19 protein-coding genes are annotated in these 20490 nt (G+C 61.2%); 7 read left to right on the top strand and 12 right to left on the bottom strand.

What is annotated here, in order from left to right; genetic code table 11:
- The first annotated feature begins 7 nt into the window (after positions 1 to 7).
- From HDC30_RS19980 to HDC30_RS19955, 6 genes are all read left to right on the top strand, one after another.
- Complete coding sequence (locus tag HDC30_RS19980) at positions 8 to 1201, top strand: SfnB family sulfur acquisition oxidoreductase (protein WP_183784553.1); 1194 nt, start codon at positions 8 to 10, stop codon at positions 1199 to 1201.
- Positions 1201 to 2559 (top strand): LLM class flavin-dependent oxidoreductase, encoded by a 1359-nt coding sequence (locus HDC30_RS19975; protein ID WP_150369407.1) that lies wholly within the window; start codon positions 1201 to 1203, stop codon positions 2557 to 2559. Before HDC30_RS19980 ends, HDC30_RS19975 begins: the two co-directional genes overlap by 1 nt.
- 119 nt (positions 2560 to 2678) lie before the next feature.
- Positions 2679 to 3488, top strand: a complete 810-nt coding sequence (locus tag HDC30_RS19970) for a MetQ/NlpA family ABC transporter substrate-binding protein (RefSeq protein ID WP_183784551.1) — start codon at positions 2679 to 2681, stop codon at positions 3486 to 3488.
- A gap of 2 nt (positions 3489 to 3490) precedes the next feature.
- The gene (locus HDC30_RS19965) at positions 3491 to 4612 is read left to right on the top strand and encodes a methionine ABC transporter ATP-binding protein (protein ID WP_183784549.1); all 1122 of its coding nucleotides are present in this window, start codon (positions 3491 to 3493) and stop codon (positions 4610 to 4612) included.
- A complete protein-coding gene (locus HDC30_RS19960) occupies positions 4602 to 5246 on the top strand; it encodes a methionine ABC transporter permease (RefSeq protein WP_027611182.1) in 645 nt (214 codons plus the stop codon). The genes HDC30_RS19965 and HDC30_RS19960 overlap by 11 nt, the downstream gene beginning before the upstream one ends.
- Before the next feature lie 172 nt (positions 5247 to 5418).
- Entirely contained in the window at positions 5419 to 6048 is a 630-nt protein-coding gene (locus tag HDC30_RS19955) for a bifunctional 2-polyprenyl-6-hydroxyphenol methylase/3-demethylubiquinol 3-O-methyltransferase UbiG (RefSeq protein WP_183784547.1), read from the top strand.
- A 102-nt stretch (positions 6049 to 6150) separates the two neighbouring features.
- Here HDC30_RS19955 and HDC30_RS19950 read toward each other — a convergent pair whose 3' ends face one another.
- The 3 genes from HDC30_RS19950 to HDC30_RS19940 are packed head-to-tail and all read right to left on the bottom strand — an operon-like array spanning position 6151 to position 11365.
- A complete protein-coding gene (locus HDC30_RS19950) occupies positions 6151 to 9204 on the bottom strand; it encodes an efflux RND transporter permease subunit (RefSeq protein ID WP_183784545.1) in 3054 nt (1017 codons plus the stop codon).
- Complete coding sequence (locus HDC30_RS19945; protein ID WP_183784543.1) at positions 9201 to 10265, bottom strand: efflux RND transporter periplasmic adaptor subunit; 1065 nt, start codon at positions 10263 to 10265, stop codon at positions 9201 to 9203. The genes HDC30_RS19950 and HDC30_RS19945 overlap by 4 nt, the downstream gene beginning before the upstream one ends.
- Positions 10262 to 11365 carry an efflux RND transporter periplasmic adaptor subunit gene (locus tag HDC30_RS19940; protein WP_027611178.1) on the bottom strand — a complete coding sequence of 368 codons (1104 nt, stop codon included), beginning with the start codon at positions 11363 to 11365 and terminating at the stop codon, positions 10262 to 10264. The genes HDC30_RS19945 and HDC30_RS19940 overlap by 4 nt, the downstream gene beginning before the upstream one ends.
- A gap of 202 nt (positions 11366 to 11567) precedes the next feature.
- On the opposite strand from HDC30_RS19940, the gene HDC30_RS19935 reads away from it, so the two are divergent.
- Positions 11568 to 12764, top strand: a complete 1197-nt coding sequence (locus HDC30_RS19935) for an AAA family ATPase (RefSeq protein ID WP_139053620.1) — start codon at positions 11568 to 11570, stop codon at positions 12762 to 12764.
- 120 nt (positions 12765 to 12884) lie between these two features.
- Here the strand turns inward: HDC30_RS19935 and HDC30_RS19930 are convergent, their stop codons facing one another.
- From HDC30_RS19930 to HDC30_RS19890, 9 genes are all read right to left on the bottom strand, one after another.
- On the bottom strand, positions 12885 to 13766 hold the full coding sequence (locus tag HDC30_RS19930) for a transporter substrate-binding domain-containing protein (protein WP_183784541.1): 882 nt from the start codon (positions 13764 to 13766) through the stop codon (positions 12885 to 12887).
- The gene (locus tag HDC30_RS19925; protein WP_183784539.1) at positions 13763 to 14545 is read right to left on the bottom strand and encodes an amino acid ABC transporter ATP-binding protein; all 783 of its coding nucleotides are present in this window, start codon (positions 14543 to 14545) and stop codon (positions 13763 to 13765) included. Before HDC30_RS19925 ends, HDC30_RS19930 begins: the two co-directional genes overlap by 4 nt.
- On the bottom strand, positions 14542 to 15201 hold the full coding sequence (locus tag HDC30_RS19920) for an amino acid ABC transporter permease (protein WP_095137883.1): 660 nt from the start codon (positions 15199 to 15201) through the stop codon (positions 14542 to 14544). Before HDC30_RS19920 ends, HDC30_RS19925 begins: the two co-directional genes overlap by 4 nt.
- Positions 15182 to 15847, bottom strand: a complete 666-nt coding sequence (locus HDC30_RS19915) for an amino acid ABC transporter permease (RefSeq protein WP_027611173.1) — start codon at positions 15845 to 15847, stop codon at positions 15182 to 15184. Before HDC30_RS19915 ends, HDC30_RS19920 begins: the two co-directional genes overlap by 20 nt.
- A 653-nt stretch (positions 15848 to 16500) precedes the next feature.
- On the bottom strand, positions 16501 to 17298 hold the full coding sequence (locus HDC30_RS19910) for a MetQ/NlpA family ABC transporter substrate-binding protein (protein ID WP_027611172.1): 798 nt from the start codon (positions 17296 to 17298) through the stop codon (positions 16501 to 16503).
- Positions 17299 to 17465: 167 nt separating this feature from the next.
- Positions 17466 to 18398, bottom strand: a complete 933-nt coding sequence (locus tag HDC30_RS19905; protein WP_115988465.1) for a sigma 54-interacting transcriptional regulator — start codon at positions 18396 to 18398, stop codon at positions 17466 to 17468.
- A gap of 56 nt (positions 18399 to 18454) precedes the next feature.
- On the bottom strand, positions 18455 to 19036 hold the full coding sequence (locus HDC30_RS19900) for an alpha/beta hydrolase (protein WP_003220572.1): 582 nt from the start codon (positions 19034 to 19036) through the stop codon (positions 18455 to 18457).
- Positions 19037 to 19327: 291 nt separating this feature from the next.
- Positions 19328 to 19729 carry a biopolymer transporter ExbD gene (locus HDC30_RS19895; RefSeq protein ID WP_003220570.1) on the bottom strand — a complete coding sequence of 134 codons (402 nt, stop codon included), beginning with the start codon at positions 19727 to 19729 and terminating at the stop codon, positions 19328 to 19330.
- Position 19730: 1 nt separating this feature from the next.
- Entirely contained in the window at positions 19731 to 20456 is a 726-nt protein-coding gene (locus tag HDC30_RS19890) for a MotA/TolQ/ExbB proton channel family protein (protein ID WP_096797442.1), read from the bottom strand.
- Between the last annotated feature and the right edge of the window lie 34 nt (positions 20457 to 20490).

The raw sequence follows: 20490 nt of genomic DNA, 5'->3' as shown, positions 1-20490 counted from the left end.
GAAGCATATGACTTATTCTCACCCCGTCGCGGTCATCACCAGCGATGAGCAAGCCCTGATCGTCGCCAGCGACCTGGCCGAAGATTTCAAACGCGACAGTGCCGTGCGCGACCGTGAACGCCGCCTGCCACTGCCGGAGCTCGACGTGTTTTCCCGCTCTGGCCTGTGGGGCATCAGCGTGCCCAAGGAATACGGCGGCGCCGGCGTGTCCAACGTGACCCTGGCCAAAGTCATCGCCCTGATCGCTCAGGCCGACGGCTCCCTCGGACAGATTCCGCAGAACCATTTCTACGCCCTCGAAGTGCTGCGCGTTAACGGCAGCCACGAGCAGAAACAGCGGCTGTACGCCGAGGTGCTGGCCGGTCAACGTTTCGGCAATGCCCTGGCGGAACTGGGTACCAAAACCGCCCACGACCGCGTCACCAGCCTCAAGCGTGACGGCGACGGCTATCGCATCAACGGGCGCAAGTTTTACGCGACCGGCGCGATCTACGCGCAGCGTATCCCGACCTCCGTGGTCGATGAAAATGGCGTGCAGCAACTGGCCTTCGTCCCGCGTGACAGCCAAGGCCTGACGGTCATCGACGACTGGAGTGGTTTCGGTCAGCGCACCACCGGCAGCGGATCCGTGGTGTTCGAAGACGTCTACGTTGCCGCCGAGGACGTAATACCGTTTCAGAGCGCTTTCGAGCGTCCGACCACGGTCGGCCCGCTGGCGCAGATCCTTCACGCCGCCATCGACACCGGCATCGCTCGCGCCGCTTATGAAGATGCGCTGCACTTCGTGCGCAGCAAGACCCGGCCATGGATCGACTCCGGTAACGACAAGGCCACCGAAGACCCGCTGACCCTGAAGAGCTTCGGCCACTTGAGTATTCGCCTGCACGCCACCGAAGCGCTGCTTGAGCGCTCTGGCGAATTCCTCGACAAGGCCCAGGCCGAGACCAATGCCGAAACCGTCGCTGCCGCCTCGATTGCCGTCGCCGAAGCACGGGCGATCAGCACCGAAATCTCCTTGGCCGCCGGCAGCACTCTGTTTGAACTGGCCGGCAGTCAGGCGACCCTGATCGAGCACGGCCTCGACCGTCACTGGCGCAACGCCCGGGTGCACACCCTGCACGACCCGGTGCGCTGGAAGTATCACGCGGTGGGCAATTACTACCTCAACGATGAAAAGCCTCCGCTGCGAGGGACCATCTGATGAGCGCCGCGAAAAAGAAGATCCTGCTCAACGCGTTCAACATGAACTGCATCGGCCACATCAACCACGGTCTGTGGACGCATCCGCGCGACACGTCGACGCGCTACAACACCATCGAGTACTGGACCGAGCTGGCGCAGTTGCTGGAGCGCGGTTTGTTCGACGGACTGTTCATCGCCGACATCGTCGGCGTGTACGACGTCTACCAGAACTCGGTGGACGTCACGCTCAAAGAGTCGATCCAGTTGCCGGTCAACGACCCGCTGCTGCTGGTGTCAGCGATGGCCGCCGTGACGAAAAACCTCGGCTTCGGCCTCACCGCCAACCTCACTTACGAGCCGCCCTATCTGTTCGCCCGCCGCATGTCGTCGCTCGATCATCTGAGCCGTGGTCGGGTCGGCTGGAACATCGTCACCGGTTACCTCGACAGCGCCGCCAAGGCCATGGGCCTGCGCGAACAGGTCGAGCATGACCGTCGCTACGATCAGGCCGACGAGTACCTCGAAGTGCTCTACAAACTCTGGGAGGGCAGTTGGGAAAACGGCGCGGTGCTCAATGACCGTGAGCAGCGCATCTACGCGCAGCCGGAGAAGGTGCACAAGGTCGAGCACCACGGCGAGTTCTATCAAGTCGAGGGTTATCACCTCTGCGAGCCGTCGCCGCAGCGCACACCGGTGCTGTTCCAGGCCGGCAGTTCGGACCGCGGTTTGCTGTTCGCCGGGCGTCATGCCGAATGCGTGTTCATCAGCGGCCAGAACAAACCGTCGACCAAAGTGCAGGTGGACAAGGTCCGCGCCAGCGCCGTCGAAGCCGGACGCAATCCCGAGGACATCAAGGTGTTCATGGGCCTCAACGTGATCGTCGGCGCGACCGAAGAGGCCGCGTGGGCCAAGCACGCCGAGTACCTGAGTTATGCCAGCGCCGAGGCCGGCGTCGCGCATTTCTCGGCCTCCACCGGCATCGACTTTTCCCAGTACGAAATCGACGAACCGATCCAGTACGTCAAGAGCAATGCCATCCAGTCCGCGACCAAAAACCTGCAGAACAACGACTGGACCCGACGCAAATTGCTCGAGCAGCACGCCCTCGGTGGCCGCTACATCACCGTGGTCGGCTCGCCTGAGCAGGTGGCGGATGAACTGGAATCGTGGATCGCCGAAACCGGGCTGGACGGCTTCAACCTCACGCGCATCGTTACCCCGGAAAGCTATGTCGATTTCATTGAGCTGGTGATTCCGGAGCTGCAACGGCGTGGGTCGTACAAGACTGCGTATGACAGCGGCAGTTTGCGCGAAAAACTGTTTCACGGGGTGGCGCATTTGCCTCAGCAACACACCGGCTCTTCGTACCGGCATTAACAGCTTCGCGAGCAGGCTCGCTCCCACATTTGAAATGCATTTCCCCTGTGGGAGCGAGCCTGCTCGCGAAGAGGCCCGACCAGACACCACAAACTTATGCACTGACTGGAAAAACCACCATGACCCAGAAATTCCTGTCCCACCCAGTCAAAGCACTGGCCCTGGCCTTCGGCCTGTTCAGCTCGGCGGTGTTCGCCGCCGATGCACCCCTTAAAATCGGCACCACCGCCGCCTTCGCCATTCCACTGGAAGCCGCCGCCGAAGAGGCCTCTAAACAAGGCCTGAAAGTCGAACTGGTGGAGTTCACCGACTGGATCGCACCGAACGTCAGCCTCGCCGCTGGCGACATCGACGTGAACTACTTCCAGCACATCCCGTTCCTCGAAAACGCCAAGGCTGCCTCCGGTTTTGACCTGGTGCCGTTCGCCCCGGGGATCATCAACAACGTCGGCCTCTATTCGAAAAAATACAAAAGCTTCGACGAGTTGCCGGAAGGCGCCAGCGTCGCCATCGCCAACGACCCGATCAACAGCGGTCGCGGTCTGCAACTGCTGGCCAAGGCTGGCCTGATCACCCTGAAACCGGGGGTCGGCTACAAGGCCACCGAAGACGACATCGTCGCCAACCCGAAGAAGATCAAGATCCTGCAAGTCGAAGCCGTGCAACTGGTGCGCGCCTACGATGACGCCGATCTGGTGCAGGGCTACCCGGCCTACATCCGTCTGGCGAAGACTTTTGACGCCGGTTCGGCGCTGCTGTTCGACGGTCTCGACCACAAGGAATACGTGATCCAGTTCGTCATCCAGCCCAAGAGCAAGAACGACCCGCGCCTGATCAAATTCGTCGACATCTACCAGCACTCGCCGGCCGTTCGCGCCGCGCTGGATAAGGCTCACGGCAAGCTGTATCAGGCCGGTTGGGAAAGCTGAACATGACGGCCGCGATCCAACGGCGACTGGAGATTCCAGAGCCAGAAAATGCTGAAAAAACCGAACTGCATCCCGAGCTGAATCGCGCCCATGTGCGCTTCATCGGCCTGGGTAAAACCTACGCGGGTCGGCAAGGCCCGGTCGCGGCCCTGCAAGGCATCGATCTGGCGATCCAGCGCGGCGAGGTGTTCGGCATCATCGGGCGCAGCGGCGCCGGCAAGTCGTCGCTGATCCGCACGATCAATCGTCTGGAACAACCGACTGCGGGGCGGGTGCTGATCGATCAGGTCGACATCGGCGAGTTCGATGAAGACCGGCTGGTCGCCCTGCGCCGAAGGATCGGCATGATCTTCCAGCACTTCAACCTGATGTCAGCCAAGACCGTGTGGCAGAACGTCGAACTGCCGCTGAAAGTCGCGGGCGTACCGAAGGCGCAACGCGAGCAGAAGGTGCGTGAACTGCTCGAACTGGTCGGCCTGCAAGCCAAGCACAAGGCTTACCCGGCGCAGCTCTCCGGCGGGCAGAAACAGCGTGTCGGCATCGCCCGCGCATTGGTGCATGACCCGGACATTCTGCTGTGCGACGAAGCCACTTCGGCGCTCGATCCCGAGACCACTCAGTCGATCCTCGGCCTGCTGCGCGAGATCAATCAGCGCCTGGGCCTGACCATTGTGCTGATCACTCACGAAATGGCGGTGATCCGCGAAATCTGCGACCGCGTGGTGGTCCTGGAACACGGGCGGATCGTTGAGCAAGGCCCGGTCTGGGAAGTGTTCGGCAATCCGCAGCACGAGGTCAGCCAGACCTTGCTCGCGCCGCTGCAACACGCCTTGCCGGCAGAACTGCAAAGCCGTCTGCATGCCCAGCCGCCCTCCCCGGGCGCGGCGGTGGTATTGCGTTTGCAGTTCACCGGTGGCGCCGCCGACGAGCCGGATCTGGCGGCGCTGTTCGCCGCTCTCGGCGGACGCGTGAAGTTGCTGCAGGGCGGCGTCGAACGGATTCAGGGGCATGCGCTGGGACAACTGTTACTGGCGGTCAGCGGCTCGGCCCTGAGCGCCGAACAATTGCGCGAGCGCGCCGGGCAGTGGGCGCAACGAGTGGAGGTATCGGGTTATGTGGTTTGATCGTTTGCTGCAGGGATTCATCGACACCTTCCTGATGGTCGGCGTGTCGTCGCTGATCGCGTTGCTGGTGGGGATCCCAATGGCGGTGATTCTGGTCACCAGCGACAAGGGCGGGATCTATCAGGCGCCGCTGCTCAACCGGGCGCTGGGCGCGTTCGTCAACCTGTTCCGCTCGATCCCGTTTCTGATTCTGATGGTCGCGCTGATTCCGTTCACCCGGCTGATTGTCGGCACCACGTACGGTGTGTGGGCGGCGGTGGTGCCGCTGACCATCGCCGCGACGCCGTTCTTTGCGCGGATTGCCGAAGTGAGTCTGCGTGAGGTCGATCACGGCTTGATCGAGGCGGCACAGGCCATGGGCTGCCGACGCTGGCATATCGTCTGGCACGTGCTGTTGCCTGAAGCGCTGCCGGGGATTGTTGGCGGGTTCACGATTACGCTGGTGACGATGATCAACTCGTCAGCCATGGCCGGGGCGATTGGTGCCGGCGGCCTCGGCGACATCGCTTACCGCTACGGTTATCAGCGCTTTGACAGCCAGATCATGCTGACGGTGATTGTGTTGCTGGTGGCGTTGGTGGCGGTGATTCAGTTGGGTGGAGATCGTCTGGCACGGGGCCTGAACAAGCGCTGATTTCAGCAGGGCTCATTCGACGCTTTTGAAACCGCTTTCGCGAGCAGGCTCGCTCCCACATTTGGAATGCGTTCCCCTGTGGGAGCGAGCCTGCTCGCGAATGGCTGCGCAGCAGCCCTAGACCTGATGGCGTATATTCGGCAAATCCTCATTGCCCGCGCAGCCCTCGACCATGAAGCAAACGCCCTCCGATCTGGAACAGATCACCGCCACCACCCTCGGCCACTACAACTCGGTGGCCGAAGACTTCCGCGAAGGCACCCGCGACCACGATGTCAGTCAGAACATCGACGCCTTGCTTCGCCACATCCAGGGTCAGGCGCCGTTCACTCTTCTCGATTTCGGCTGCGGTCCGGGACGCGACCTGCAGACGTTCACCCGCATGGGCCACGTCGCGGTCGGCCTCGATGGCACGCCGGAATTTGCGCGCATGGCCCGCGAGGACAGCGGTTGCGAGGTCTGGCAGCAGGACTTTCTGAAACTCGATCTGCCGGCCGAGCGCTTCGACGGGATCTTCGCCAATGCGGTGCTGTTTCATGTGCCGTTGCAGGAATTGCCGAGAGTGCTCAAGCAGTTGCATGGCACGCTGAAGCCGGGCGGGGTGTTGTTCAGTTCCAATCCTCGCGGGGATAACCGTGAGGGCTGGAACGGGCCGCGCTATGGTTCGTACCACGATCTGGAAGCGTGGCGCGGGTTGCTCACGGCAGCGGGGTTTGTCGAGCTTGAGCATTACTACCGGCCGGCGGGATTGCCGCGCGAGCAACAGCCTTGGCTGGCCAGCGTCTGGCGTAAATCTGCGTAGTCAGTTCTGACGCCTTCGCGAGCAAGCCCGCTCCCACAGTTGGAATGCGTACCCCCTGTGGGAGCGGGCTTGCTCGCGAATAGAGTGCGTAGCGCTCGCTCTTTAGCGGGTCTCTTTCTGCGGCTCGCGAATCTTGTACCAGGCCACATACAGCGCCGGCAAAAACAGCAGGGTCAGCAACGTCGCCACCACGATCCCGCCAATCATCGCGTAGGCCATCGGCCCCCAGAACACTTCCCGGGCAATCGGAATCATGCCCATGCTCGCCGCCGCCGCGGTCAGCAGGATTGGTCGGCGGCGGTGCTCAGTCGCTTCCACCACTGCATCCCACGGCGCGGAGCCGTTGCGCTCGAACTCATCGATCTGCGTCACCAGAATCACCGAGTTGCGAATGATGATGCCGATCAGCGCCAGAATCCCGAGGATCGCCACGAAGCCCATCGGCGTACCGGTCGGCACCAGCGCCAGCACCACGCCGATCAGCCCCAGCGGCGCGACACTGGCCACCAGGAACATCTTCTGCACGCTGTGCAGCTGGATCATCAGGAAGGTCTCCATCAGGAACAGCATCAACGGCAAGACCTTGGCGATCGGCCCTTGGGCCTTGCCGCTTTCCTCGACCGTACCGCCGGTGGCGACCTTGTAGCCGACCGGCAGTTTTTCCGCGAAGGCATCGATCGACGGCTTGAGCAATTTCACCAGGTCGGTCGGCTGGATCTCGTCACGCACCGAAGCCTTGATGGTGATGGTCGGCAAACGGTCGCGACGCCACACCAGCGGCTGCTCGAGCTCATACCGCACGGTGGCGAAGGCCAGCAGCGGAATCGACGTGCCGTTGGGTGTGACGATCTGCAGGTTCTGCAGGGTTTCCGGCGTGCCGCGTTCCGAGTTCACCGCCCGGCCGACCACGTTGATCAGGTAAATGTCGTCGTTGACCTGGGTCAACGGCGAGCCGCTGACGATGCTGTTCATCAACTTCGCCACATCTTCCGAGGACAGCCCGAGCTGACGCGCCTTGTCCTGGGCGATGTCGATGCGCAGGACTTTGCCCGGCTCGTTCCAGTCGTAAATGATCTCGCCGATGTGTTCGTTCTTGTCCAGCTCGGTCGCCAGATCGATGGCGTGCTTGCGCACCTGATCGATGTCCTTGCCGCTGACCCGGTACTGGATCGGACGTCCCACCGGCGGGCCCATTTCCAGCGCCTGCACGTAACTGCCGATGCCGACGAAGTCTTTGTGCAAGCGCTCGCGCAGGCGTTGGCTCAACGCCTCACGGGCCTCGAAATCCTTGCTGACGATCACCAGTTGCGCGTAGTACGGGTTCTGCAATTGCTGGTCGAGCGGCAGATAGAAACGGATCGCACCCTGACCGATGTAGGTGCTCCAGCGCACGATGTCCGGATCGCCCTTGAGCGTGGCTTCGAGCTTGTCCACGGCCTTGCGGGTTTCGTCGATCGAGGCGTTTTGCGGCAGGTTCAGGTCGACGAGAATTTCCGGGCGATCCGACGAAGGGAAGAACTGATTCTGCACAAAGCGCATGCAGAACACCGCCAGCACAAACAGCAGCACGGTGATGCCGATCGCCCACCAGCGGTTGCGCATGCACCACAGCAAACCACCGTTGAACGCCCGACCGATGCGGCCCGGCTCGGCTTCATGGGGTTTCACGTTGGTGCTGAGGATGTGCACGCCGATCACCGGCGCAAAGAATACCGCCACCACCCACGACACCAGCATCGCCACCGCGATCACCGCAAACAGGGTGAAGGTGTACTCGCCGGCGGAGCTGGCGTTGAGGCCGATGGGCACGAAACCGGCGACGGTCACCAGCGTACCGGTGAGCATCGGGAATGCCGTCGAGGTGTAGGCGAACGTCGCCGCCTGTTCCTTGGTCTCACCCATTTCCAGGCGTGTAACCATCATCTCCACAGTGATCATCGCGTCGTCCACCAGCAGGCCGAGGGCGATGATCAGCGCACCGAGGGAAATCCGCTGCATGGTGATGCCGCTGTATTCCATGAACACGAAGACCATCGCCAGCACCAGCGGAATCGAGCACGCCACCACCAGCCCGGCGCGCACGCCGAGGCTGATGAAGCTGACCACCAGCACGATCACCACCGCTTCGAACAGCGCACTGGTGAAACCGCCGACCGCCTCTTCCACCACCACGGCCTGATCGGACACCGTATGGACGCCGACGCCAACCGGCAAATCAGCGGTGATCTGGTCGATCCGCTGGTGCAGCGCCTTGCCGAATTCCTGGACGTTACCGCCCTTCTGCATGGCAATCGCCAGACCGATTGCCGGCTTGCCGTCGAAACGGAATTCCGGCGTGGCCGGGTCGACGTAACCGCGACTGATGTCGGCGACATCGGCCAGACGATAGAAGCGGTCATTGAGCTTGAGATTGACCTCGGCCAGATCCTTCTCCGAAGCGAACTGCCCCGAGGTGCGCACCGAAATGCGCTCCGGGCCGGCCTCGATCACCCCCGCCGGGGTCACCGCGTTCTGCGATTGCAGGCTCTGCACCACCTGACGCTGGTCGATGCCCAACGCGGCGAGTTTGCGGGTGGAGAAGTTCAGGTAAATCACTTCGTCCTGCTGGCCGATCATTTCGATCTTGCCCAGCCCCGGGACGTTGCGGATCTCGGCGCGGGCCTGCTCCACGTAGTCGCGCAACTGGCGCATGGTCAGGCCGTCGGCGGTAAACGCGTAGACCGAGCCGTACACATCGCCAAACTCGTCGTTGAACCCGGGGCCTTGAATGCCCTGGGGAAACTGGCCGCGAATGTCATCGATCTTCTTGCGCACCTGATACCAGATCTCTGGAATGTCCTTGGCGCTGGTGGTGTCGCGCAGGTACACGTAAACCGTTGATTCGCCCGGGCGCGTATAGCTTTTCACGTAGTCGAGGGAGTCGAGCTCTTCGAGTTTTTTCTCGATGCGGTCGGTGACCTGCTTGAGGGTTTCCTCCTGGGTCGCGCCCGGCCATTTGGTCTGGATGACCATGGTCTTGATGGTGAACGAGGGGTCTTCTTCGCGCCCCAGATTAAAGTACGAAAACACCCCCATCAGCAGCGCGACGAACATCAGGTACCAGACAAATGACTGATGCTTGAGGGCCCATTCGGAGAGATTGAAAGAGCCTTTCATTGACTGTCCTCGTCGAGTTTCACGGCTTGTCCGGGTTTGAGACTGTTAACGCCTGCGGTGACCACCTGCTCGCCGGACTTGACCCCGCCGGCCAGCACCACCGTGCCGTCGGTACGGCTGATCACGCTGACGTCACGGGGCGCGACGGTTTTGCTTTGGGTGTCGATCACCCAGATGCGGGTCTTGCCGTCGGCTTCCTGCAGGGCGGTGGCAGGCAATTCGATGCGCGGCTTGATCGCCGAACTGAGGGTCACGCTGATCGCCGTGCCGAGGCGGAAACCCTCCGGCGTGTTGGCCAGGGTCAGCCGCGCGCGGCGGGTGCGCGTGGCGCTTTGGGCCTGCGGTTCGATTTCGCGAATGGTTGCGGTGGTGTTGATGCTCGGGTCGAGTTGCCCGGCCACCAGAAACACCACGTCGGAAGGAATTTCATCGACCAGCGTGTCCGGCAGATCGATCACCGCTTCCTTGATGTCCGGTTGCGCCAGGGTCACCACTTGCTGACCTGCTGTCACCACTTGACCGGCCTCGGCATTCCACGCGGTGACCACAGCTTTGTGGTCGGCGCGCAATTCGGTGTAAGCGAGTTGATCCTGGCTCTGGTTGACCGCCGCCCGCGCCTGATCGAGCGAGGCCTGAGTGGTTTTCAGGTCGGTGGTGGCGATGTCCAGTTGCGCCTGCGCGCCAACCCCGCGATCGAACAGCGCCTGCTGCCGACGGGCATTGGCCTGGGCGTTGATCAGTTGCGCCTGGACCTTGGCCAGGTCGCCTTGGGCCGAACGCAACTGGTTCTGCTGATCGGACGGATCGAGGGTCGCCAGCAGCGTACCCTTTTGCACCTCGGCGCCGACATCGACGTTGCGACTGGCAATGCGCCCGCCGACGCGGAACCCGGTGTTGCTCTCGTAACGCGCCTGAATGCTGCCGGCGAAACGCCCGAGGGTTTCCTCGTTCAGCGCCTGTACCTTGATCGACAATACCGGCCGAACCGGCTCCGGCGGTGGCTCGCTTTTCGAGCAGGCGGCCAGCAGCACACCAATGGACAACAGCCCCAGACGCTTCATGGCTGCGCTCCCGGTTGCAGACCTTCGTAAGTGTTTTCGGCGATTTCGACTTTCATGCCCGGGTGCAGCAGTTGCCCACCCGCGACAATCACTTTCTCACCGCCCTTGAGGCCGTCGCTGATGATGACCTTGCCGATCAGGTAGCGGCTGACGGTGACGTTGTGCAGCTGCGCTTCGCCCTTGTCGTCAACCATCCACACCGCCGGATCGCTGATGTTTTTGGTCAGCGCCGACCACGGCAATTCCACCGCCGACTTGCCGCTGCCCTTGGCCGTGGCGCTGACCACCGAGCCGAGCTGCATGCCCTGCGGCAGGCTGTCGAGGGTGACCTTGACTTGCACCGTGCCGGACTGCGCCGACACCGCCGGGGTGATTTCACGCACCGTGCCGGTGGTCTTGATCGCGGGGTTGTCGAGCAGGCTGACGACAATCGAACGCTCCGCCGGGCGCTCAGCCAGCAACGACTCATAAACGTTGAACACCGCGTCACGATCGCCATCGCGGGCCAGTTTGAAAATCGGCGCGGTGGCCTGGACCACCTGGCCGACTTCAGCCTGGCGCTCAGTGATGATGCCGGGGGCGTCAGCGATCAGCGAGGTGTAACTGAGTTGATCCTTGGCATTGGCCAGTTGCGCCTGCGCCGCGCTCAGGGCGCTCTGGCTGCTGCGCAAGGCGGCTTGTGCGGAATCGAATTCGCTCTGGCTGGTGTAGCCCTTGGGCAGCAGCTTCTGCTGACGCACGAACGCCGCCGCACTCTGCTTGACCCGCGCCTGTTCGGCGATGACCTGGGCTTGCGCGGAATCGACGTTGGTCTGCAAATCCTTGGGATCGAGCTTGGCCAGTACCTGTTTGGCGCTGACCCGGTCGCCGACATCGACCATGCGCTGAATGATCTTGCCACCGACCCGGAACGACAGTTCGGTCTGCACCCGCGCCTGCACATCACCGGTGAGGGTCACGGCAGCGGCATAGTCCGCCGGTTTGACCTCTTGCACGAAGACCCGTGGCAAGTACTCCGCCGGGGCTTCTTTCTTGCCGCAAGCGGTCAGCAACGTGAGCAGGCTCAGCACGACAACTGTTTTCAATCCGGGACTCGCCATGCAGACTCCTTCCTGTGTACGAACGTGCAAGTGACGATACGACTGTGAGCTTAGAACAGGGTTCAACGTTCGCCTGCGTGATCTCCATATTTCCCCTGTAGGAGCTGCCGCAGGCTGCGATCTTTTGACTTTACAAAAGCAAGATCAAAAGATCGCAGCCTTCGGCAGCTCCTACAATGGTCGCCTCAAGAGAAGGATTTTCATGCTCAAGACCCTCGCGGTGGCCAATTACCGCTCGATCAACAAACTGGTGATTCCGCTGGGCCGGCTGAACCTGATCACCGGCCCCAACGGCAGCGGCAAGTCCAATCTCTATCGGGCCTTGCGCCTGCTGGCGGAGACCGCCCAGGGCGGCGTGGTCAATGCGCTGGCCCGCGAGGGCGGGCTGGATTCGACGTTCTGGGCCGGGCCGGAAACCATCAGTCGGCGCATGCGCAACGGCGAAGTGGCGATCGAGCCGACGGTGCGTCAGGGCGTCAAACGTCTGCGCCTGGGGTTTGCCGGCGAGGATTTCAGCTACTCCATCAGCCTCGGATTGCCCGACTCCAACGGACATTTCATGCTGCCGGGGGATACTCATCCCAGCCCCTCGCGCTTCAGTCTCGATCCGCAGATCAAGCGCGAATGCATCTGGGCCGGGCCGCTCTATCGCCCGGCCAGCCTGCTGGTGGATCGCAACGGCCCGATGATTCGCGCCCGCGAAGGCCGCAGCTGGGACGTGCTGGCACAGCACACGCCGAATTTCGACAGTCTGTTCGATCAGATCGGCAGCCTGCGCAGTTCGCCGGAAGTGTTCCAGATGCGCGAGTTCATTCGCCGCTGGCGCTTCTACGATCACTTTCGCAGCGACGCCGACGCCCCGGTGCGCCAACCGCAACTGGGTACGCGCACGCCGGTGCTGCACCACGACGGTCGCGACCTCGCCGCAGCCCTGCAGACCATCAATGAAATCGGCGACCCCGAGGCGTTGCAGGCGGCGATCAGCGACGCGTTTCCCGGCGCAAGACTGAACATCGCACCGCTGGCCGGCGGACGCTTTGCCATCGAGTTCTTTCAGGAGGGGTTGCTGCGGCCACTGTCGGCGGCGGAGCTGTCGGACGGCACCCTGCGTTATCTGTTGCTGATCGCCGCGCTGCTGACGCCACGCCCGCCGTCATTGATGGTGCTCAACGAACCGGAAACCAGTCTGCATCCGGATCTGTTGCCGGCGCTGGCGCGCTTGATCATTCGCGCGTCGCAGGCTTGTCAGGTGTGGGTGGTTTCGCATGCGCGACGGTTGATTTCGGCGTTGCAGCAAGACTCGGAGTGCAATTGCATCGTGCTGGAGAAGACGCTGGGGCAGACCGGAATTGTTGGCCAGCGGGTGCTCGATGAGCCGGCGTGGAACTGGCCGGATTGAGCGGCACCTGAGCGAGCGCTTTCGCGAGCAGGCTCGCTCCCACAGTTGGAATGCGTACCCCTGTGGGAGCGAGCCTGCTCGCGAAGAGGACCTTCAGGTCAGCGCAGATTTAACGGCCAATCACCCCTGCCACTTGCCACCCTCGACAATCACACTCTCAGGCTGGGTGTCATCGCTCAGTTCTTTACGCACATATTGGTCATACAGCTTGAGCAGATATTTCTCCTCACCCAACTTGGCCAGCTCGGTATTCACCCAGTCACGCAGCTCGACGTTGCCCTTCTTCACTGCCGGGGCAATCGGTGCTTCGGCGCCGAGTTTTTCGTCCAGCACGCGGTAGCCCGGGTTCTGCTTGGCCCAGCTGAACAGCACCAGATTGTCCTGCGCGTAGGCATCGCCGCGACCGTTGGCCAAGGCTTGCAACGACTCGGAATTTTTCTCGAACTTCAGCAGTTTCCAGTCCGGATGATTCTTGGTCAGCCAGATGTCGGCGGTGGTACCGGTGGTAACGATGGTGGTGCGAGTGGCCAGGTCATCCAGATTTTTTACCGCGCTGCCTTGCGGTACCAGTGCCTGCACCGCGACCTTGAGGTTCGGGTTGGTGAATTCCACCGCCTCCTTGCGCTCCGGGGTCACGGTCATGTTGGCGAGGATCAGGTCGACCTTGTCGCTCTGCAGGAACGGAATGCGGCTCGCCGGTTCCACGGCCACGAACTCGACCTTGTTCTCATCGCCCAACAGATCCTTGGCGAAGCGCCGACCGATGTCGGTGTCGAAGCCGACGTAGCGCCCGGCCTCATCGACGAAGCCGAACGGTGGCTTGTCGGTGAATACGCCGACGATCAGTTTGTCGCGGGCCTTGATCTTGTCCAGATAGCTGGCCGGCGCGGTGCTTTCGCTGGCGACTTTCGGCTTGGCCGGTTCTTCGGATTTGTTGCAGCCAGCGAGCAGCGCGAGCCCCAGCAGCGGCAGTAAAAACAGGGATGACTTGGCAGTTTTCATAGCGGTTCCAGTTCCTTTGTCGGATTCGTTTCAGGCAGTGTTGCAACGAAGGAGAACTTCTCCAGAAACTGCTGCGCGCGTGCGGTTTGCGGGTTCGTAAAGAAAATCTCGGGCGGGTTCTGCTCAAGGATGCGCCCGGCATCCATGAACACGATGCGGTCGGCCACCGCGCGGGCGAAGGCCATTTCGTGGGTGACGATCAGCAGGGTCATGCCCTCGCGGGCCAAGCCCTGAATCACTTGCAGCACTTCCTTGACCATCTCTGGATCAAGCGCGGCAGTGACTTCATCAAAGAGCATGACCCGCGGGTTCATGCACAACGAGCGGACGATGGCGATGCGTTGCTGCTGGCCGCCGGAGAGCTGGCGTGGAAACGCATCGCGCTTGTCCGCCAGGCCCACCCGTTCGAGCAAGGCTTCGGCTTGCTGCTGCGCTTCACGGCGCTGGCGCTTTTGCACCTTGAGCGGGCCGAGCAGCAAATTGTCGAGCACGCTCATGTGCGGGAACAGGTGATAACTCTGGAACACCATGCCGATCTGCTGACGCACTTCGCGCCAGTCGGTGGCCTTGTCCAGCAGCTCGCGGCCGACAAACTTCAGGCTGCCGCTGTGGGCTTCTTCCAGACCATTGAGGCAACGCAGCAGCGTGCTTTTGCCACAACCGCTGGGGCCGAGGATGACGATCACTTCGCCGCTGCGCACTTGCAGGTCGATGCCCTTGAGCACCTGCTGCTCGCCGTAGAATTTGTTGAAACCCTGAAACTCGACCAATGCGCTCATGCTTGCGTCCAGCGCCGCTCCAGCACGCGCGAAGCGGCCGAGAGCGGGTAGCAGATGAAAAAGAAAAACAGAAACAGCGCGCCGTAGATCAGCACCGATTCGTAAGTGCGCTCGATGATCTGCTGGCCGACCTTGATCACATCGACCACGCCAATCAGCACCGCCAGCGAGCTGGTCTTGATGATTCGCGTGTAGACGTTGATGGTCGGCGGCGTCATGCGTTTCAGCGCCTGCGGCAGCAGCACGTAGCCATAGAGTTGCGCCGCATTGAGACCGATCGACAACCCTGCTTCACGCTGCCCGCGCGGCAAAGAATGCAACGCACCGCGCGCTACTTCGCCAACCTCGCTGGCACCCCACAGCGACAGCACCAGCACCGCGCACCAGAAGCTCGGCAGGCTCAGGCCGAAGAAAATCGGCAGGCCGAAAAACAGCAGGTATAGCCAGACCAGCACCGGGATCGCCCGGAACAGTTCCAGATAGATCCGCAGGATCGCGTTCAGCCACGCCACATTGAGCGTGCGCAATACGCCGTAGAGCACGCCGCCAACGGTGCTGATGGCGATGCTCAGGAACGAAATCGACAAGGTTTGCCCGGCGCCTTTTGCCAGTTGCGGCAACGACACCCAGAGCAGCTCAAGACCCGAACTGGCCATGCTGGAGCCTCCTTTCCAGACGGCTGAGCAACAGCGACAGCGGCAAGAACAACAGCACGCAGATCAGCGTCAGCACGGCGAGCATTTCGTAGGTTTTGTAGTAGAGCGCGATGTAGCTTTTGGTGGTGTAGAGGATTTCCGGCACCGCCACCGCCGAGACCACGGTGGTTTCCTTGAGCAGGAAAATGAAATTGGCGAACAGCGACGGCAGGCTGAGAATCCCCGCCTGCGGCAGGATCACGTAGCGCAGCAACTGGCCGTGGGACAGGCCGATGGAGCGCCCCGATTCCAGTTGCGCCTGCGGTACCGCATCGACGCCGGCGCGCAGCACTTCGGTGAGGTAGGCGCCGCCGAGAAAAGTCATGGTGATGATTGCCGCGGTAAATCCGGAAACCTGGATGCCGATGGCCGGCAAGGCGAAGTAGACGAAGAACAGTTGAATCAGCAACGGCGTGTTGCGCGCCAGTTCCACATACAGGCCCACCAGTTTTTGCAGGTACGGTGTGCGAAACACCAGAATCGTCGCGTTGAGCAGCGCCACCAGCAGCGACGTGCCGATGGCGATGAACCCGACTTGCAGCGTCACGCCCACGGCCTTGAGAAAGGCCGGCAGGGTACTGAGGATAAATGCGTAATCGAAAGTCATGAAGCATCCTGGACGTCGCTAGGTAAGCGACGGTCATGCAGTCCATGGACAGCGGGTAACTGTCCGGCAGGCGCTGACTTTATAGGTATAAAAACAAGAATTTAAATACCGTTAAAGCATATTGATATTACGCAAAAAACTATCCTGTGGGTTTGCCGGGAAGGAATAAGAAGGCTATTTTCCCTTGCGCTGTAGGAAGGATCTTTTTTGCATGAAAGCCCTCCAAGGACGAACAGCTTTTGGCCAGACTCCCCCGGCCAAACCATTACAAGGAAGACAACATGGACGTAAAAGTGCCGCAGCGACTGGATCCGCAGGACATCGTGAAATTGCTCGTGGCGTTGCGCCGGGCGTTGAAGGCTCAGGTAACCTGAGGTCAGGATCAACAGCACCCTCACCCCAGCCCTCTCCCCGAGGGAGAGGGGGCCGACCGCAGTGTCTGGCGATTAACATCGACCTGAAAGATCGAGTCGATTATGGATTCGGCAGAAAACTTTCACGTCGGTGTACTTCTACAGCATCCCCCAATCAGTCCCCTCTGCCTTTGGGAGAGGGCTAGGGTGAGGGGCTTTTCAACGCACGCACAAAAACGCCGATGACCATCGCTGGCCATCGGCGTTTTCATACCTTGAAGGGGTGGTTCACGCGTCGGATCAGAACGCCGGCAATACCGCGCCGTTGTACTTCTTCTCGATGAACGCTTTGACTTCCGGGCTGGTCAGGGCAGCGGCGAGTTTCTTGATGGCGTCACTGTTCTTGTTGTCCTCACGGGCTACCAGGAAGTTCACGTAAGGCGAATCAGCGCCTTCGATCACCAGCGCATCCTTGGTCGGGTTCAACTTGGCTTCCAGCGCGTAGTTGGTGTTGATCATGTCCAGATCAACTTCCTTCAGGACGCGTGGCAGCAGGGCCGATTCCAGTTCCTTGAACTTGAAGTTGTGCGGGTTCTTGGCGATGTCTTTCGGGGTCGCCAGGGCGTTTTTCGGATCTTTCAGTTCGATCAGGCCAGCCTTCTGCAGCAGGATCAGCGCACGGCCGCTGTTGCTGCCTTCGTTCGGGATGGCGATGGTCGCGCCGTCTGGCAGATCAGCCAGTTTCTTGTACTTGCTCGAGTAGCCACCGAAGGGTTCAACGTGGACGCCTTGCACGGTCACCAGGTACTTGGACTTGTCGTCCTTGTATTTGCCGGCGTTGAAGCTGTCCAGGTAAGGCTTGGTCTGGAAGTAGTTGGCATCCAGACGCTTCTCGCCAACCTGCACGTTCGGCTGCACGTAGTCGGTGAAGACCTTGATTTCCAGATCCACGCCTTCTTTGGCCAGGGTCGGTTTGATCAGCTCGAGAATTTCCGCGTGCGGCACCGGAGTCGCCGCCACCACCAGTTTCTCGCCGGCCTGGGCCAGGGAAGCAGTCAGAGCAGCCGCCAATGCGGTAAACAACAGAACCTTTTTCATGCAGTGTCCTTATCGAGAATCACGGTCGCGAATGGCGACGGCTATTAATACGAGTGCCGGTGAAGTGCTATCTCTGGCGTGAAGCGGACAATACCGGGATTTTTTATTCCCGCACAATAACGTTTATTCACTTTGATATTCCATTTCGTTCATACAGAACCGAACGGCTACAACTGCTGGCTCAAACCAATCAGCAGATCTTTCAAAGCCTTACGTTCGTCAACGCTACCGCCAATATTGATTTGTGCTACCAGTCGTTCGATCTGAAGCTGCGGCCCAGACACCTCGGGCAGGTTCAGGTGCTCCGGCAGGATTTCGTCGCCAGTGCTGACCAACAGCGCAAAGTGAATGACGTTTTCCAGCTCGCGGGTGTTGCCCGGCCAGCTGTGGCGCTCCAACAGGTGTTGCGCCGCTTCGCTGATCAACGGCACCGGCAGATCCAGGCGCTGGCTGTAAATGCCGAGGAAATACTCCGCCAGCGACAGGATGTCGCCGATTCGCTCACGCAGGGCCGGCAATTCCAGCTGACCTTCGCTGAGGTAGTGATAGAGCCGTTCGTGAAATTTCCCCGCGTCCACCGCTTGCGCCAGATCAATGCTGGTTGCCGCCACCAGCCGCACATCCACCGGGCTTGGCTGATGTGCGCCGACGCGGGTGACTTCGTGGTTTTCCAGGGCGGCGAGCAGTTTGATCTGGATCGGCAACGGCAGATCGCCGATTTCGTCCAGATACAAGGTGCCGCCGTTGGCCGAACCGAACCAGCCGGCGCGACTGCTCGCCGAACCGGTGTAACTGCCGGCGGCATAGCCGAACAGTTCGGCATCGGCGTAGGTCGGACTGATCGCGCCGCAATTGACCGAGACGAACAGACCGCTGCGATCACTGGCACGGTGGATGTGGCGCGCGAGCAGCTCTTTACCGGTGCCGGTCTCGCCACGAATCAACACCGAAATGGCACGCGGCGCGAGGTGCTCCAGCTGCTCGCGCAACTGGCGGGAGCGGGGATCGACGAACACCAGCGCCTTGGCGCGAATGCTCAGGGGACTTTTTTCCGCATCGGGAAAGGTCAGCAACGGCTGACCGAACGTTTCGAAACTCATGGCAGACTCCCGCCCAGAACCGCCGGCAGACGGGGGCGTTCAGAAAAGAAAAAGGTTCAAGCGCGACGCCGGGCGTGGTGTTCCATACGGTTTTGGAGGCGATACAGATAAGCGAAACCCTGCTCCCAGCGCTGATGCCCAGACTTGACGTTGATGTGCCCCGCCCCGGCAAGAATTCCCGCCTCGGCGCCCCAGTTGCGCGCCAGCTCAAGAGCGCGCGGAGCGCTGACGGCGGCGTCGTTGTCGGAACTGACCACCTGGCTGGGGAACGGCAACAGATCGGTCGGGATCGGCGCGAAATTGCGCAGTGCCGGCGCGCAGGCCGGACGCTCGACATCGGCAGGTGCGACCAGCAACGCACCGCGCACCTGACGCAGGTATTGCACAGGCGCGGTAGCCGCCCAATGTGCAACGGTGATGCAACCCAGGCTGTGAGCAATCAGGATCACCGGCGTGCTGTCGGCAGCAATCGCTTCGGCCAGCGCCGCGACCCAGTCTTCACGGCGCGGCGTCAGCCAGTCGGCCTGCTCCACGCGTGCGCTGTTGGGCAGACTGTTCTGCCAGTGGGTTTGCCAATGATCTTCTGGCGATCCTTGCCAGCCCGGCACAATCAGGTAGCGGATTGATTCGTTGCGCATGGGGAGCTCTCCTGCGTCGTGTCTGTTCCTGATCGAGTATAGGGACGGGATTTATATTCGTTAAGGAATAAGAAGCTATTTATTAAGACCCAAAAAGAATATAAGAGATGCATCTGTGGGAGCGGGCTTGCTCGCGAATGCGGTGTCTCAGTCAACATTGATGTCGATGCAGCTGACGCTTTCGCGAGCAAGCCCGTTCCCACAATAGGTCGGTGGTGAGGCTGGTTTTGCGGAATAAAAAAAGGGCCGCACCCTGCCAAGGAGACGGCCCCGGAAAAACGTAAATCCTGTTTACCGCGCAGTGATCACCGACAATTTGGTAATCCCCGCCCGTTCAATCGAAGCCATGGCCCGCGCCACTTCGCCGTAGTTCACCCCGTCGTCGGCCTGCAATTGCACGCGCACTTCCGGGTCTTTTGCCTTGGCCGACTTAAGGTTGAATTCCAGCAAGTCCGGCTGAATTTCATCCTTGTTGATAAACAGTTTGCCGGCGCCGTCGATGCTCACCACCAGCGGATCTTTCTGCTCGACCGGCGCCACCGCTTCGGTTTTCGGCAGGTTGATCGGGATCGCATTGGTCAGCAGCGGCGCGGTGACGATAAACACCACCAGCAGCACCAGCATCACGTCCACCAGCGGTGTCACGTTGATCTCGCTCAGCACCTCATCGCTGTCTTGCGTGGAGAAGGCCATATCAGGACGCCTCCTTCACTTTTGTCGCGTTGCCCGGTGCCGCGACCTTGTTCGCCGTCGGATGGATCAGCACGCGGAACGAGCTCTTTTGCGCCAGGCTGTAAAAGTCGTGGGCGAAGTCATCCAGATCCGCCGCCGTCAGTTTCAGACGACGCAAAAAGTAGTTGTAAACCAGCACCGCCGGCACCGCGACGGCGATCCCCACACCAGTGGCGACCAGTGCCGCGCCAATCGGACCTGCGACGGTTTCCAGGCTCGCCGAGCCTGCCGCGCTGATGCCTTTCAACGCCTCCATGATTCCCCACACCGTGCCGAACAAACCAATGAACGGCGACGTACTACCAATACTCGCGACTACCGCCAGACCGGTTTCCAGCGAACGCCGTTCGCGGACGATCTGCTGGCGCAAGGCCCGTTCGAGACGATCCTGATGGTTGATCGCCTGGCTCAGGTCATTGGCCTGCGGCGCCTCACCCACCTGAATCGCCGCGTAACCGGCTTGTGCCACCCGGGCCGCAGCGCCGGGTTGGGTTTCGCTCAACTCGGCGGCGGAATCCAGACTCGAGGCCGCCCAGAAGCGTTTATGAAACTTGCGATCCTGCGCCTTCAGACGACCGAACTGCACAGCCTTGAGCAGCGCCAGTCCCCAGGTGGCAACGGAAAAAACCACCAGCAGCCAGATCACCGCGCTTTCGATGGATTCCAGTGGAGAGGCCAGTAACGTCATGATGTATTCCCTCGTGTAAACATTTAGCGCGAAT

It is taken from the genome of Pseudomonas sp. JAI115 (assembly GCF_014200835.1).
In the GTDB taxonomy this organism is placed as follows: domain Bacteria; phylum Pseudomonadota; class Gammaproteobacteria; order Pseudomonadales; family Pseudomonadaceae; genus Aquipseudomonas; species Aquipseudomonas putida_A.
The sequence above is the reverse complement of the archived record's forward strand: the minus strand, read 5'-3'. Positions and strand labels throughout refer to the sequence as shown.